The sequence below is a fragment of the Mucilaginibacter frigoritolerans genome, from assembly GCF_007830615.1.
Classification (GTDB): Bacteria; Bacteroidota; Bacteroidia; order Sphingobacteriales; family Sphingobacteriaceae; genus Mucilaginibacter; species Mucilaginibacter frigoritolerans.
Genome location: NZ_VLLI01000018.1, coordinates 73169 through 88443 on the forward strand (window position 1 = coordinate 73169; position 15275 = coordinate 88443).

The 15275-nt window shown below is 38.9% G+C and carries 14 protein-coding genes; 9 read left to right on the top strand and 5 right to left on the bottom strand.

All coding sequences use genetic code 11. The annotated features are described in order from the left end of the window. Positions 1-40 precede the first annotated feature (40 nt). From JN11_RS22590 to JN11_RS22605, 4 genes are all read right to left on the bottom strand, one after another. Positions 41-247 (bottom strand): helix-turn-helix domain-containing protein, encoded by a 207-nt coding sequence (locus JN11_RS22590; protein WP_144916378.1) that lies wholly within the window; start codon positions 245-247, stop codon positions 41-43. A 2-nt stretch (positions 248-249) separates the two neighbouring features. Beyond that, positions 250-1245, bottom strand: a complete 996-nt coding sequence (locus tag JN11_RS22595) for a DUF2975 domain-containing protein (RefSeq protein ID WP_144916380.1) — start codon at positions 1243-1245, stop codon at positions 250-252. Positions 1246-1501: 256 nt separating this feature from the next. Continuing rightward, on the bottom strand, positions 1502-2473 hold the full coding sequence (locus tag JN11_RS22600) for a hypothetical protein (RefSeq protein ID WP_144916381.1): 972 nt from the start codon (positions 2471-2473) through the stop codon (positions 1502-1504). 120 nt (positions 2474-2593) lie between these two features. Beyond that, complete coding sequence (locus tag JN11_RS22605) at positions 2594-3937, bottom strand: APC family permease (protein WP_144916383.1); 1344 nt, start codon at positions 3935-3937, stop codon at positions 2594-2596. A gap of 84 nt (positions 3938-4021) precedes the next feature. Here JN11_RS22605 and JN11_RS22610 point away from each other — a divergent pair, with 84 nt between their 5' ends. The 9 genes from JN11_RS22610 (at position 4022) to JN11_RS22650 (ending at position 14679) form a co-directional block, all read left to right on the top strand. Then, complete coding sequence (locus JN11_RS22610) at positions 4022-4690, top strand: hypothetical protein (RefSeq protein ID WP_144916384.1); 669 nt, start codon at positions 4022-4024, stop codon at positions 4688-4690. Positions 4691-4813: 123 nt separating this feature from the next. Continuing rightward, a complete protein-coding gene (locus tag JN11_RS22615) occupies positions 4814-6709 on the top strand; it encodes a DNA topoisomerase IV subunit B (RefSeq protein WP_144916386.1) in 1896 nt (631 codons plus the stop codon). Positions 6710-6928: 219 nt separating this feature from the next. Beyond that, positions 6929-7477 (top strand): hypothetical protein, encoded by a 549-nt coding sequence (locus tag JN11_RS22620; RefSeq protein WP_144916388.1) that lies wholly within the window; start codon positions 6929-6931, stop codon positions 7475-7477. Positions 7478-7635: 158 nt separating this feature from the next. Continuing rightward, positions 7636-8214 (top strand): carboxymuconolactone decarboxylase family protein, encoded by a 579-nt coding sequence (locus JN11_RS22625; protein WP_144916389.1) that lies wholly within the window; start codon positions 7636-7638, stop codon positions 8212-8214. A 47-nt stretch (positions 8215-8261) separates the two neighbouring features. Further along, positions 8262-8801: a carboxymuconolactone decarboxylase family protein gene (locus tag JN11_RS22630; protein WP_144916391.1), complete on the top strand. Its 540-nt coding sequence runs from the start codon at positions 8262-8264 to the stop codon at positions 8799-8801. A 65-nt stretch (positions 8802-8866) separates the two neighbouring features. Then, positions 8867-9421: a hypothetical protein gene (locus JN11_RS22635; protein ID WP_144916392.1), complete on the top strand. Its 555-nt coding sequence runs from the start codon at positions 8867-8869 to the stop codon at positions 9419-9421. Between the two features lie 123 nt (positions 9422-9544). Beyond that, positions 9545-11833: a CRTAC1 family protein gene (locus JN11_RS22640; protein WP_144916394.1), complete on the top strand. Its 2289-nt coding sequence runs from the start codon at positions 9545-9547 to the stop codon at positions 11831-11833. Positions 11834-11909: 76 nt separating this feature from the next. Continuing rightward, positions 11910-14153 carry a CRTAC1 family protein gene (locus JN11_RS22645; RefSeq protein ID WP_144916396.1) on the top strand — a complete coding sequence of 748 codons (2244 nt, stop codon included), beginning with the start codon at positions 11910-11912 and terminating at the stop codon, positions 14151-14153. Between the two features lie 142 nt (positions 14154-14295). Beyond that, complete coding sequence (locus JN11_RS22650) at positions 14296-14679, top strand: hypothetical protein (protein WP_144916397.1); 384 nt, start codon at positions 14296-14298, stop codon at positions 14677-14679. A 71-nt stretch (positions 14680-14750) separates the two neighbouring features. Here the strand turns inward: JN11_RS22650 and JN11_RS22655 are convergent, their stop codons facing one another. Beyond that, positions 14751-15203: a lipocalin-like domain-containing protein gene (locus JN11_RS22655; protein WP_144916399.1), complete on the bottom strand. Its 453-nt coding sequence runs from the start codon at positions 15201-15203 to the stop codon at positions 14751-14753. Between the last annotated feature and the right edge of the window lie 72 nt (positions 15204-15275).

Sequence of the window (15275 nt, forward strand, 5' to 3'; positions counted from 1 at the left end):
CAAAAACCAGCGTTCATTTTTGAACGCAGTGAACCCCATACTAATCTTCCACAAATTCCAAAATATCGCCCGGCTGGCAGTTTAAAATCTTGCATACTGCTTCTAAGGTCTCCAGGCGTACGGCTTTCGCCTTGCCTGTTTTTAAGATGGAAAGATTAGCCATGGTTATACCTACTTTTTCGCTCAACTCGGTCAATGACATTTTTCGTTTAGCCATCATCACATCTAAATTTATTATTATGGCCATGGTTAAACGGTTAAGTCCTGTTCGTCTTTTAATAATTTGCCCTGGTTAAAAGCGCGGTATAACAATAGAAATACGAGGCCAAAACCAATCGGTTTTAATGAATATTTCAATAAAGCGTCATTAATAATTACATCCGGCGTAAAGTATCTGTGAAATATTAGCCTCATCAGCAGCGTCAGTAAAAACAATATGCAGGGATATATCAGCAAGCTTACCGCAATTAATCTTAAGCGGTTTACATTTTTATCAGTAAATGAAAGTCCTTTTGAAAGGTCGGCAATAAACTTTAAAAACGCGGCTAAAAGGTAAAGCATATAAAAAACAAACATAAATATACAAACACCTAATATTATATTGATAACATTACGGGTAGATTCACTTACCGGCACCAGCAAACATTGGAGGCGTTGATTGTAACCAAATGGTACAGGTACATCCACATAATGTAGCTGATTATAAACCGAGTCTTTTTTGTTTTTAGTCGATTTATAGATCACCTTTTTACGGATATAGGACTGATTATTTTCGCGGAAAAATTTAACAGAATCATCATTGTAAAAATCATTGGCAGTAGCTTTTAATTTCCAGCCGGGTAATTGAATAAAGTATTGCGTATGCTCTTTCCTGTCATCGATATGTGCTTTGGCAAACATATAGCCATTTACTGTACAGGTATCACATAAAATATAACTCCCTGTAGTACCTGCAACATAGCCTAACTCAAATCCGCTGACATTAGTCTCATTCTGATTTTTAAAATTGCGCAGATTCTTAATACTATCCCTAACCGAAATATATTTATAATAAGGCAGATCTATTGACACTACTGGATCAATTGGTTTCAAATTGTACGTGATACCATTGGTTATATCGCCTTTTCCGGGGATGCCCCGATTGACCCCACGCATCATCAGGGGAACAAACGGGATCATATATAAAACTACAACTACGCCAATAACCACATTGACTACGATGTTGGTGTTGAACTTAATTTTCATTTTTAATTATTTATAAGGTTTTTAGTAAATCAAAAGTAGTATATAATTATCGATAAAAAGAAATTATTTATTGATTTACGATAAATAATTAAAAGCAGGATGAGTTTTTAAGATACACTACACATCTTATATTTTTAATATTTGGGGGTTAAACCATTAGGAATGTTATCTATTTATAAGACACAAAAACGCTTTCAGGCGCCATAGGAACTACCTGAACCAATCAATCCCAATAAAATTCCAATGCTTTTACCCGCTATTTTTTATATCCCGTAACGTTTAACAATATAATGCTGTAATGTGGAATGCCCAAGGTTCGGCCGGGCGTTACCGTTAAATAAGCCTTCAGGTAACCATCCGTTATGGCTTTCATGGTAGCAATGGTCGACTCTTTAAATTCGGGATACGAGAATTGGTTCGATTTGCGAAACACCAAGTTACCCTTATCATCCACATAAGCTGAAAACAAATAGCTAAAATCCTGGTAAGCCTTATGGATCACAATATCATAGGTAGGTAATAAATACTCATCATACGATTTCGATTCCATATCATAATCCTGAATGGTTTCTTTTTTTACAGTGATCAATTTGCTTTTAGCTATCAGGGTTGCGGGTTCAGTACCAGCAAATGAGCTATCAGGTATACGATTGGCCAGTTCTGATTTAGCTTTTATATAGAGGGTGTCCTTACGGCTTGGTCGCCATAGATTAGTGGTATCCGTATGCAGTACATTCTTAATATAATCGTTGGAGTAAAAAGTCATAAAAACATGCACCTTTTCATCCTGTATCACATTATTTTTCACATGCAGTACCATAAATTGCAAGCTGTCTTTTCTCAGATATTTGAGTTTTAACCAGGCCCAGGCCACGTTAAAAATAGAATCGTGGTCAAATACTACCGGGGCATTTAAAAACCTCCCTTTCTTCGGACTATAAATATTAACTGAATCCATTGATGGGAAGGAAATCTTCCATTCGGGCACCAACTGAAACCCTACCGGACTAAAAGACAATCCATTATCAAACCTACGCCTAACCTCGGTGTATTTGATACCCTGTATGGTTTTTATTAAGCTCTTGGTATGATTAGCTTCCAATGCTTTTTGGGCTTTCTCTGCCTCTATTGCCCTTAATCCGCGATTGCATCTGCCTGCAAAAACTAAAATAAATACAAACAGAACTAATATATTTCTTTGGATAAACCGGAAAATGTGTTTATTCATAGCTAATCAAAAGCACCTTAATTTTTAAGCAGCTAAAATAATAAATTAAATGGATGGGCTACAGGCTAAAACAGCGATAATTCAACTTATCAAATGTTTGTTACAAACTGCTGGATCAGCCTATATGGCATGATTATCACCTTTCCGTTTATATGTACCAACATAATAAATAAGCAGCCCAATTGCATAAACGGCTAAGCATACCAGTATAGCATACGGATTATCTTTAAAAGTGATGAAAATACTGACAGTTACAAACCAGTAAGTAAGTATATAAAGTACGGGCACTAAGGGAAACCATTTAATGCTATAAATACCTGAGCCATCAAGATGTTTTGTTTTTTTCCGCAGTACAAAGATCGATGCTGCAGCCAATGACATGCCGATGGTATCAAAAAACATTACATATTTCAGCATATCGCCAAAGCTGGCAACAAAAAACAGAATAATAATAATTGCGCCAACAAAAAAGCTCATCCCAAATTCCTGCACCTGCGTTTTTTCGTTTACCTTTTTAAATATGGGTGGCAAAATACCATCCTCGGCCATAGCATAATATACCCTAGGGTTTGATAATACATTAACATTTACATAAGCCAGCACCGACAGGAATATCATAACCGATGTTATTTTATATCCCGTACTGCCAAATATCACCCCAACCATTTTGGCAGCCAGGGCCGGTGTTTGCTGTAAACCTCCAATACCCAATACGCGGAAATAGGCATAGTTAATGGCTAAATAAAGCAGAATGACTACCGTGATACCAAAAAAAATAGCCTTGGGGATATTGGTTTTAGGATTAATAATATCACCACCAAAATTAATGGTTTGCTGGTAGCCTGTATAGGTAAAAAAAACAGCTACCAAGCTTAATCCAAAAGCCGCAACCACATTACCTGTGGCCGGTACGGCGGCCGTAATGACAGCTGCTGTTGCATTACTTTTAAAAACAGCCGAACATATCAACAGGATCATGATTATTTTAAAGGCCGTTAAAAATGTTTGCGCTCGCGCACTCATTTTAATTCCTAAGAAATTAATAGCATACAAAATCAATATAGATGTTATGGTAATTATCCGGGTACCGGTGTCGTTCTGCAAATGGGCGGGCAATAAAAAGGGCCTGATATAATTAGCCCCGATAAGTGCTACCGCAGCCACCGATCCTGCATTACTAATCACCACTACCCAGTTAATCATAAAAGCAAATGCAGGGTTATAACAATACGAAAAAACCTTGTAAAAACCTCCGGTAGCGGGAAAACGGGCTCCAATCTCTGCAAAAGTAAGGGCACCACATAAGCTAATTATCCCCCCAAATACCCAGGCTCCGAAAAATATCCAGGCATTACCTCCCCTAATAGCTACTTCACTTGGTGTTGCAAAAATGCCCATCCCTATTACAAGGCTTATAACAATTACAGTTAAATCGAAGCGGTTAAGTATGGGTTTAATACTCATTTATAATTTAATCTATTTGTTTATATTTTAAATTTATATTTTAAATTTGTTGCTAATACCCTCTTTAATTGTTAATTAATACTATTGTTTACATACCTAATGGATGGCGTATTGAAGCAAATTAAGCAAATATTAATCACTGCGGCGCTGATGCTTATTATTAATTCAATAATGGCACAGGTACAGCACACAGCTGTTTCCCATCAAAAGCACCCTTCAAGCAAGCAATTAAAGGATTTTTTAAATTTAATGGCTCAGGCCAATATTACTTTTAACTATCCCAAAGGCTTTAAAGAAATAAATGCCCCAAATAACGAATATTTTTCGTTTGATTACGCACTCGATTTACCGGGCCGTGATTTTGAAATATGGTTCAGGGTAAAATCAGAAAAACAAGACTGGGCGAGTTATCAAAATTCACTCAACAGTACAGATTCACAATTGGCAAACCCCGATTCTTCTTATATGGCCACGGCAAAGGCAGAGGCCATTGCTTTAACCGGCGATACAAGTTATTTCATAAGAACCATCCCTCCCAACATACTGGCACGCTACCGAGCTGATGCCGGTAAATCATACTTGCTAACCTTACTTGATCTTCCTGAAACCAAGCATTATAAATATGCCTTGCTTATTACGCTCCAAAAGTATCACACGGGCACCATTATGGTAGTTTGCTTTACCAACGAAAAAGGACCTGAGTTTTTCAAAGAAATGAACGAGGCAAGTAACTGCCTCAAGTTTAAACCCTAAGCGCTTAATGTTGATATGTTAGCACATTTAAATAAAACTTGAGTGTGTATGTGTTATTTTTGCTGATTGAGGGCATGGTCTGCTTTTTATAGCCTGTCTGTAATTTAAAAACATCAAACTTCAATGGCTGAACCTATAGAATATAGTGATGATAGTATCCGCTCGCTGGATTGGAAAGAACACATTCGCCTGCGCCCCGGAATGTATATTGGTAAACTGGGCGATGGATCTGCCTATGATGACGGCGTTTATGTTTTGCTGAAAGAGATCATTGACAACTCCATTGATGAGTTTGTGATGGGTGCTGGTAAAACAATTGAAGTAAACATGAGCGATCATAAAGTATCAGTAAGGGATTATGGTCGTGGTATTCCACTGGGCAAGGTGATTGATTGCGTATCAAAAATAAACACCGGAGGTAAATACGATAGCAAGGCATTCCAGAAATCAGTAGGGTTAAACGGTGTGGGTACCAAAGCCGTTAATGCGCTTTCCAACTCATTTATTGTACAATCATATAGGGATGGCCGCACCAAATCGGCTGAATTTGCTAAGGGTGAATTAATAAAGGATGAACCTGAAAAAGAAACCACCCAACGCAATGGTACCGCTATAAATTTCCTTCCAGATGATACCATCTTCAGGCATTATCGTTTTATTCCTGAGTTTGTGGAGAGCATGATCTGGAATTATGTATTCCTTAACTCGGGTCTTACCTTAAACTTTAACGGACAAAAATACTTTTCAGAACGCGGTTTATATGACCTGCTTACCCGTAATACCGATGCCGAAACTATCCGTTACCCTATTATCCATTTAAAGGGCGAGGACATTGAAATAGCCATGACCCACGGGCAGCAATATGGCGAAGAATATTACTCTTTTGTAAACGGGCAAAACACCACGCAGGGTGGTACTCACCAGGCAGCATTTCGTGAAGCGGTAGTAAAAACCATCCGTGAGTTTTATAAAAAAGAGTTTGATGCTTCTGATGTTCGCGCATCTATAGTGGCGGCCATTGCTATAAAAGTACAGGAACCGGTATTCGAGTCGCAAACCAAAACCAAGCTAGGCTCACAAAATATTGGACCAGACGGTCCTTCTGTTCGTGGCTTTATTAATGATTTTGTTAAAAAAGAATTAGACAACTACCTGCATAAAAATACCGCTGTTGCTGATGCGCTGTTAAAACGTATTTTGCAGTCGGAACGCGAGCGTAAGGATATAGCTGGCATTAAAAAACTGGCCAACGAGCGTGCTAAAAAAGCATCTTTACATAACCGTAAACTGCGCGATTGTAAATTGCATTTTGGCGAAGGACATGAGCGCCAGCAGGAAACCACCTTATTCATCACCGAAGGTGACTCTGCCAGCGGATCTATCACCAAATCGCGCGATGTAATGACACAGGCCGTTTTCAGCTTAAAGGGTAAACCGTTGAATTGCTTTGGCCTTACTAAAAAAGTGGTTTATGAAAACGAGGAATTTAACCTGCTGCAACACGCGCTGAATATTGAAGACGGGCTGGACGATTTAAGATATAACAACATTGTGATTGCTACTGATGCCGATGTGGATGGTATGCATATTCGTTTACTGCTGATGACTTTCTTCCTGCAGTTTTTCCCGGATCTGGTTAAAGCCGGGCATGTGTTTATTTTGCAAACTCCATTATTTAGGGTGCGTAATAAAAAAGAAACCGTTTATTGTTATAGCGATGAAGAACGCCGCAATGCTATTGCCCGCTTAGGTACCAAGCCCGAGATTACCCGGTTTAAAGGTTTGGGTGAAATTTCTCCCGATGAATTCGGCTTATTCATTGGGAAAGACATTCGTCTTGATCCAGTGATATTAAAAGATGCCAACATTAAAGGTTTACTCGAATATTTTATGGGTAAAAACACTCCGGCACGTCAACAACATATAGTAAACAATCTCCGTGTTGAAAAGGACGACGAAAGCATAAATCCTTTAGTAGCCGAAGATATAGAAACCGTAAGCTTACCTGTAGCAGTATAACAAAAACAGACATTGCATTTGGTAACACAAATAAACTGTTATCAAATGCAATGTTTAATATTCCTGAATCCTATCCTTATTCTAATTTAATCCATCAGCATTGATGGTGTCGCTAATCATTCTTATCATACTAAAGCATCTCACCTCCATCGTTTCGATAAAAATATATTTTGAAAATCAAATGATAAATCTCATATTTATAAAACCAATTATCCTGTTTTGAAAAAATTCATTGCTGCATCGTTGCTTGCTATCTACCTGTTTAACATAGGTGGTCAGCTTATCATGCATCAATATTTCGCCTATCTTACCGACAGGTACTTTAATCAGCAGGTAAGTAAAGGGTTTTATAACATCAACGATCTTACAGAAGTTGCCTTGCCGGTAAATATGCCCAATATTGCCGATTGGAAAAACTATGAAAACGTAACGGGCCAGATTCAGTTTGGTGATGCCAGTTACAACTATGTAAAAATGAAAATCACCAGGCACACTTTATATTTAATGTGTGTGCCTAATTACAGCGCCACTCGCCTGTTAAACCAAAACATCATCAACGCCAAACAAACCAAAAATATCCCTGTACCCAAAAAGGATCATGTTCCTTATGGTAAACTAACGGTGCTGGGTAATTTTAACTTCACCTTTTCTCAATTCGCATTTTATTCCTTTTTTAAAACTATACCCTTGCAGAATGCTCAACCTGCACAACAGTTGGCTTTCCGCTTTCTCACTATCCCTGATCAGCCACCACGGCTTTCTTGCTAATTTTTATTCCATTTTTTAATTAACATTCAATTTTCAATGGCCGGTTATCAGCCATCTGATCAATGCCGAAGTTTATTTTAAAGCAATTATCATGGGCTGGTTTTTATCGGCCTAAAAAAACCATTAAGGCTTAGTAATTAATAATTAAACCTGTAAATATGCCACACATTAATTTACCAAAGGAATTTCCTGGTATCCGGAGCCTTTTTATGTTTCGGCCAGAAACTGCCGCACCTTTAAACCATTTGGTACAAACCTTATTGCATAATCCGCATCCAAGCTTAAGCGCAGGAGAGCGGGAGTTAATTGCTACTTACGTATCCGGTTTAAATACCTGTAAATATTGTTGCAGCATTCACGGCGCAATAGCGCAACATCAGCTAGGCAACAATGCCCAAATTGTAAAGCAAGTACTGGACAATCCGGATACCGCACCTATAAGCAGCAAACTAAAGGCTCTTTTAAAAATTGCTGCTAAAGTACAAAGCGGGGGTAAAAATGTGATTGCTTCAGATATTGATCTGGCCCGAAACGAAGGAGCAACAGATATTGAAATTCATGATACCGTGTTAATAGCAGCAGCCTTTTGCATGTACAACCGCTACGTTGATGGCCTGGCCACCTGGCAGCCCGATGATGCTGCACTTTACGACAAAATGGGTGAACAACGTGCCCGCGAAGGGTATTTAACAGCCCCTTTTAAAGTAACAGAGGTGACTGATACTATAAACAGTTGATTATTTAAAAGAAGCTAAACCTAACTAACTTAATAAACTAACCAACCATGGCACATATAAAATTATTAAATGAGGAATTACCGGGCATAGTAGGCTTACTAAACTACCGCCCTGAAACCGGCAAACCATTAACAGATCTGGCAGAAGTTTTACTCCGTGGGCCATCAAGCCTGAGTAGCGGAGAGAGAGAAATCATTGCTGCATCAGTTTCTTATTGGAATGGATGCCATTTTTGTCATACCTCGCATGCTGCGGCAGCGGCGGCTCATTTAAAATCGGGCTTAAGCCTCATAGATGATATTAAGGCAGGCTTACCTCAAACACCTGTTTCGGATAAATTAAGGGCGCTGCTACATATTGCCCATCAGGTACAACGCAATGGCAAAAATGTTACTGAAGAAGACATTACCGAAACGCGTGAATTTGGTGCAACAGATATTGAGATTCATGATACAGTATTAATTGCAGCCGCTTTTTGCATGTATAACCGCTATGTAGACGGATTGGGTACATGGGCACCCGGCCCCAATGAAGCTTATGCCGAAATGGGCGAACGAATGGCCCATGTAGGATACGGAAAATTTTAATTTGAAGTGATCAGGATAGGATATTTACCGATTTTCTATCCTGATAGCCTCACAAAACCAACAAATTGAAAAAACTAATTGCCATAACATTATTATTTATCCACCTGTATAACATAGGTGGGCAATTGGCATTTTATCAATATTTGGTTTATAAATCTGATAGGTTTTTTAATGAGCAGATTAACAAAAACCTTTATAACATTGATGATCTTACAGAAGTAAAAATCCCTATGAACATGCCCAATGTGGCCGATTGGAAAAACTACATTAATTTAAATGGGGAGGTCAGGTTTAAAAATTCAAGTTATAACTATGTAAAGATCAAAATTACCCATGATGCCGTTTACCTGATGTGCATCCCTAATTATGAAACCACCCATCTGTCTGGTCAAAATATAATTAACGCCAGGCAGATAAAAGACATTCCTGTTCCCCACAAAGAGCATGTACCTTTTGGCAAAATTATTTTAATGACCTATAACCACCCGGTTATACACTATACGTTCATAATGCCCTTAATCATTTTACAAAAGGAAATCCAAACAGATCATTCTGTAATTCTCCATTCCTTTATCAGTGGCCCCGGCCAGCCTCCGGATAGCATACCTTCAATTTCATAAACTATAAACATCTTCAGTATCAAAATATAGACCAGCATAAAGTAATATGTCCTTTTGCTGAAGGTTGATTTAGTTTAGATCCTATTTATAAGAAACCTCAAAAATCTATTTAAGAAAAAAACAATGCCTATCCCCTTTAAATTTCAGGATGCAGGCATGAAAGAATTTAATAAAATGAAAAGCAAAAAAATTGCAGGAACAGCTCTTCTGGTATTCGGAATGGCTATAACATTATTTTCCTGCCACGATTCATCTCATCAGCAAATGGTTAACATTCTTGCGGAGTTGAATAAAAGAAATAGCAGTTTCTCCAATCCATTTAGCCCTGAAAGCAAAATGGCGCATTGCGATTCAATGCTTAAACTGCCCGGCAACCAGCACAACATGTGGCTATTGAATTTAAAAGCCTCACTTGCCCTAAAAGTAGGCAAGGAAGAACAATCTGTTAACACGTACCAGGAGCTGATAAGAAAAACAGATTATATGGGTTTAGATGCCATGATGCCCGACGTAGGTATTGCCTATATGCGCCTTGGTGAACGCAGCAATTGCATGCTTAATCATAATGGAGCATCATGTGTATTTCCTATAAAGGATGGTGGTGTACATGTCCTCAAAACAGGATCAACCAAAGCCATTGAAACATACGAAACAATATTAACCAATCACCCGGACGATCTGGAATCAAAATGGTTGCTCAACATCGCATTTATGACCCTTGGCGGCTATCCAAAGGATGTGCCCAAACAGTTTTTAATACCCGGCTTAAATGCCGACACTGCATTTAAAGTAAAGCCATTTACCGATATGGCAGCCGATCTTGGTCTTAATATAAATGGAAAAGCCGGTGGCGTAATTATTGATGATTTTAATAACGATGGCTACCTGGATATCGTTACTTCCGGCTGGGGTTTGGGCGACCCGATGCATTACTTCCAAAATAATAAAGACGGAACTTTCAGCGATTTAACAGAGCAAAGCGGACTTAAAGGCATTACCGGCGGCTTAAACATTCAGCAAACTGATTATAATAACGATGGCAATACCGATATTTTTGTTTTACGCGGCGCCTGGAACACAATGGGCTTCGGTAATCAGCCAAGTTCATTGCTGCGCAACAACGGCGATGGCACATTTACTGATGTTACTATCTCAAGCGGACTGCTCTACTATCAGCCTACGCAAGCTGCTGTTTGGGCCGACTTTAACAACGACGGATGGCTGGACGTTTTTATCGGTACAGAAAACTCCGGACGAATGGATGCGGATGGCACCCACACCTGTATGCTTTACTTAAATAATCACGACGGCACTTTTACCGAAGTTGCACAAAAGGCACATTGTGATATCAAGTCGTATGTAAAAGGTGTAACCGCTGCCGATTATAATAACGATGGATGGCCAGATATTTTTATCTCAACCTTTAATGGTAAAAAGTATCTGCTAAAAAACAAAGGCAAATCAGGAATGGGTGTCGATTTTGAGGATGTTACCGCCAAATCGGGAATTGACAAAAATACAAGAGGCACTTTTACTACCTGGTTTTTTGATTATAACAACGATGGATGGCCAGATATTTTGGTAAGTGATTACCATTTCAACAAAAGCCTGGCTTATTATGCCGGAGCGGAAGGAATGGGCAAACCCGAACCCAATGCCGGCAATGTTTATCTGTACCGCAACAATCACGATGGCACTTTTACCGATGTAACCAAAGAAACCGGCCTAAATAAAGTGGTGTACAGCATGGGGGGCAACTTTGGCGATATTGATAATGACGGCTATCCTGACATGTATTTTGGAACCGGCAATCCTGACTTTAAATCGCTGGTACCCAATAAACTATTTAAAAACATTGACGGTAAAAGGTTTGCCGATGTTACCACTTCATCACGTACAGGCAATTTGCAAAAAGGGCATGGCGTAGCTCTTGCTGACTTAAGAAACACCGGCACACAGGATATTTTTATTGAAATGGGAGGTGCCTACGTTGGCGATTCATACACCAGTTCGTTATATGTTAACCCCGGGCAGAGTAATAACAACTTTATCAGCCTAAAGCTTGAAGGGGTAAAAGCGAACAGGCCCGCAATAGGTAGCCATATCAAAGTAACTTTTACAGAGAATGGAGTTAAGCGCAGTGTTTATAAGGATGTAAACTCCGGCGGCAGTTTTGGATCATCACCCTTGCGGCAAGAACTGGGAATAGGCCAGGCAAAATTGATTGATGATATTGAAATCAGGTGGGCCGGTAGCAATACCATTCAGCATTTTAAAAATGTTAAACCAAACCAGTTTCTGCATATAACCGAAGGAGATAACAATCCAGAGGTTATCAACCTCAAAAAACTAACATTTAAACACAAACCACAGGCACCTATGTGTATGCCGATGGTTACTGCTTTAAAATAAAATTAATCGAAAGTATCATCTGGCTTGCTCCGAGCAGGTAATAATGTGAGGCATCCGGATCATAAGAAATTGATGTATGATAAACATAAAAAAGATTTCAGGCTGCGTTGTTTTGTTTGTATGGATGATAACAATCATCTCCTGCCACGACTCGTCGCACCAGCAAATGATCAATATCCTTGCTCAATTAAATAAAAGGAACAACAGTCCATTAAATCCATTTAGTCCTGAAGCAAAAGTTGTTCAATGCGATTCGTTTCTTACAAAAATCCCCGGCAATAGTAACAACCCCAGCGTACTTACTGCAAAGGCGGGGCTTTTACTCAAAGTAGGCCGGGAAGAAGAAGCCGTTAAGATTTACGAAAGGCTCATTAAACGAACCGATTTTATGTCGATAGATGCTATGATGCCTGATATTGGCCTGGCTTACATGCGTCTTGGTGAGCGCAGCAATTGCATGCTGAATCATAACGGTGAATCTTGCATCTTCCCTATAAAAGACGGCGGTGTACACCTCATCAAAACAGGATCCTCCAAGGCCATTGAAACTTATGAATCGGTTTTAAAAAGCCATCCTGAAGACCTCAGTTCTCGCTGGTTGCTTAATATCGCGTTTATGACTTTAGGAGGTTACCCAAAAAATGTACCCAAAGAATACTTAATTCCAGGTCTGGATGCCGACACTGCATTTAAAGTAAAACCTTTTAACGATATGGCTGCCGATTTAGGCCTGAATATTAATGGCCGGGCTGGTGGTGTAATTGTGGATGATTTTAATAATGATGGATATCTGGATATTGTAACCTCCGGCTGGGGGCTTGATGATGCCATGCACTATTTTCAGAATAATAAAGACGGCACATTTAGTGACATGACGGAGCATAGCGGTTTAAAGGGCATTACGGGTGGTTTAAACATTCAGCAAACTGATTACAACAATGATGGCAACACAGACATTTTTGTATTAAGGGGCGCCTGGAATCAGCAAGGATTTGGCAACCAGCCCAGCTCTTTACTCAGGAATAATGGTGATGGCACTTTTACCGACGTAACCATACCCAGCGGCTTATTATTTTTTCATCCCACACAAACAGCAGTATGGGCCGATTTTAATAATGATGGCTGGCTGGATGTGTTTATAGGTGCCGAAAACATTGGTGGAGCAGATACCAGCGGCGTTCATACCTGCATGCTGTACATTAATAATCACGATGGCACATTTACCAATGTGGCAGAAAGTGCCCATTGCAATATCACATCGTTTGTGAAAGGTGTAGCCTCGGCTGATTTTAATAACGATGGATGGGCGGATATATTTATATCAACGTTAGACGGTAAAAAGCATCTATTAAAAAACCTGGGCAAACCAGGAATGAATGTAGATTTTGAAGATGTTACCGAACAATCCGGAATCAGCAAAAATAAGCGCGGTACTTTTACCACCTGGTTTTATGATTATAATAACGACGGCTGGCCCGACATTATGGTAAGCGATTACGATTACAGGATTAATAGCTTGGGCTACTATGCTGCAGAAAAAGCTTTAGGAAAACCAACTGAAGGGGCGGGAAATGTTTACCTGTACCGAAATAATCACGATGGTACATTTACAGATGTTACGAAGGAAACAGGGCTCGATAAGGTGGTATACAGCATGGGTGCCAATTTTGGTGATATTGATAATGACGGCTACCTGGATATGTATTTCGGCACCGGCAATCCTGATTTCAGGTCGCTTATACCTAACAAGATGTTTAAAAACATAGGCGGCAAAACATTTGCAGATGTTACCATATCATCTCGCACAGGCAATTTACAAAAGGGGCATGGCGTAGCATTTGCCGATTTCAGGAACAATGGCACACAGGATATTTTTATTGAAATGGGTGGCGCATTCAGAGGCGATTCATACACCAGTTCGCTATATGTAAACCCAGGACAGAGTAATAACAACTTTATCAGCCTAAAACTGGAAGGAGTAAAAGCCAACAGGGCCGCAATAGGCAGCCGCATCAAAGTAACCTTTACAGAGAACGGTGTTAAACGTAGTGTTTATAAAGATGTAAACTCCGGTGGCAGTTTTGGCTCATCACCCCTTCGGCAGGAACTTGGAATAGGTCAGGCAAAATTGATTGATGATATAGAGATCAGGTGGGCCGGCAGCAACACTATCCAACATTTTAAAAATGTTAGCCCCAATCAGTTCCTGCATATTACAGAAGGCGATAATCATGCAGAGGTTATTCACCTAAAAAAACTAACTTTCAAACACAAGCTTCAGGCACCTATGTGCATGCCCATGGTTACGGCCTTAAAATAAATCTGTTTACAATATATTTTGTCATCGCCAATAATAAAGCAACTGCATCACTAAAAATAAGTTAAAGAAACAGTTATGAGTTTATATTGTTAAATATATATGTTACATTTATAATATTATAACCATTAAAACCATACTGAAAATGAAAAGAGTTTTGTTAATATGCTGTTTGTTTATTGGAGTAACAATAGCATGCCACGCGCAAACCAGCTCCGCAAATAATCCTGTTGAAAAAGCAAAAGGATTACAAAAACAATTAAAACTGAGTGATGGACAAACCTCTAAAGTTGCAGCTATTTACAAGGAGTCGGCAGAAAAGTTTGATAAAATCAAAACTCAGGATCATGGAAATACCGATAAAATGTTAGCTGATGTTGGCCCGTTAAGAACCGCAACCATTAAAAAAATAAAAGCAATATTAACCCCGACACAAGCCATCAAATATGATAAGCTGGTAACTGATTCTAAAAACTCCACTTTAAACGGTGGTTGGAGTGATGGATGGAGTTCGGCTGAGGCAAAGTAATTGAATAATAAGATATTTAAATAAAAAAGCGGTTCATTAACCGCTTTTTTATTTAGTAACATTTTTCAAAACTACTTCACCCGCACATATTTCTCAATAATCACCCTGTTTATATTTTCCTTCTCCACTTTTTCCAATCCTTTTTGTATAAGCGTATCGCCTTTAAAAGTAATGGTAAAATCGAACGATTTGCCTTCCCAGTTTTTGTCTTTATAATAGTCAAGATGTTCTGTGTATTTATCTCCCTCAATAGTATAAGAACCACCTCCGGCATCAAAATTATTGGATGAATCTTTTGGCGTTTTAAGGTTATGGATTAAAAAGGCAAAATGAGAATCATTAATAATTTTTATCATATGCAGGTTTTGAGTATAGTCGGTAACTACACTTGATCCTTTGGTAATTTCGGTATGGCTTAACAGTTGCCAGGTACCTGCCACCGGGCTGTCAGGCTTGGCCTTGTATTCGCAGGCTGAAAGTAAACAAGCAATTACTAATGTTGTGGTGAGAACAATTGATTTCATGTAATAATTTGGTTTATAATTGAATAACAATAATAATAAAAAATCTTCAGGAAGATATTGTATCGTTTTATT

Bases quoted from the DNA above. Each gene is read 5' to 3' on its own strand.
- JN11_RS22590 (WP_144916378.1), bottom strand. From the start codon at position 247: ATGGCCATAATAATAAATTTAGATGTGATGATGGCTAAACGAAAAATG.
- JN11_RS22595 (WP_144916380.1), bottom strand. From the start codon at position 1,245: ATGAAAATTAAGTTCAACACCAACATCGTAGTCAATGTGGTTATTGGC.
- JN11_RS22600 (WP_144916381.1), bottom strand. From the start codon at position 2,473: ATGAATAAACACATTTTCCGGTTTATCCAAAGAAATATATTAGTTCTG.
- JN11_RS22640 (WP_144916394.1), top strand. From the start codon at position 9,545: ATGCCTATCCCCTTTAAATTTCAGGATGCAGGCATGAAAGAATTTAAT.
- JN11_RS22615 (WP_144916386.1), top strand. From the start codon at position 4,814: ATGGCTGAACCTATAGAATATAGTGATGATAGTATCCGCTCGCTGGAT.
- JN11_RS22655 (WP_144916399.1), bottom strand. From the start codon at position 15,203: ATGAAATCAATTGTTCTCACCACAACATTAGTAATTGCTTGTTTACTT.
- JN11_RS22625 (WP_144916389.1), top strand. From the start codon at position 7,636: ATGCCACACATTAATTTACCAAAGGAATTTCCTGGTATCCGGAGCCTT.
- JN11_RS22650 (WP_144916397.1), top strand. From the start codon at position 14,296: ATGAAAAGAGTTTTGTTAATATGCTGTTTGTTTATTGGAGTAACAATA.
- JN11_RS22605 (WP_144916383.1), bottom strand. From the start codon at position 3,937: ATGAGTATTAAACCCATACTTAACCGCTTCGATTTAACTGTAATTGTT.
- JN11_RS22630 (WP_144916391.1), top strand. From the start codon at position 8,262: ATGGCACATATAAAATTATTAAATGAGGAATTACCGGGCATAGTAGGC.
- JN11_RS22645 (WP_144916396.1), top strand. From the start codon at position 11,910: ATGATAAACATAAAAAAGATTTCAGGCTGCGTTGTTTTGTTTGTATGG.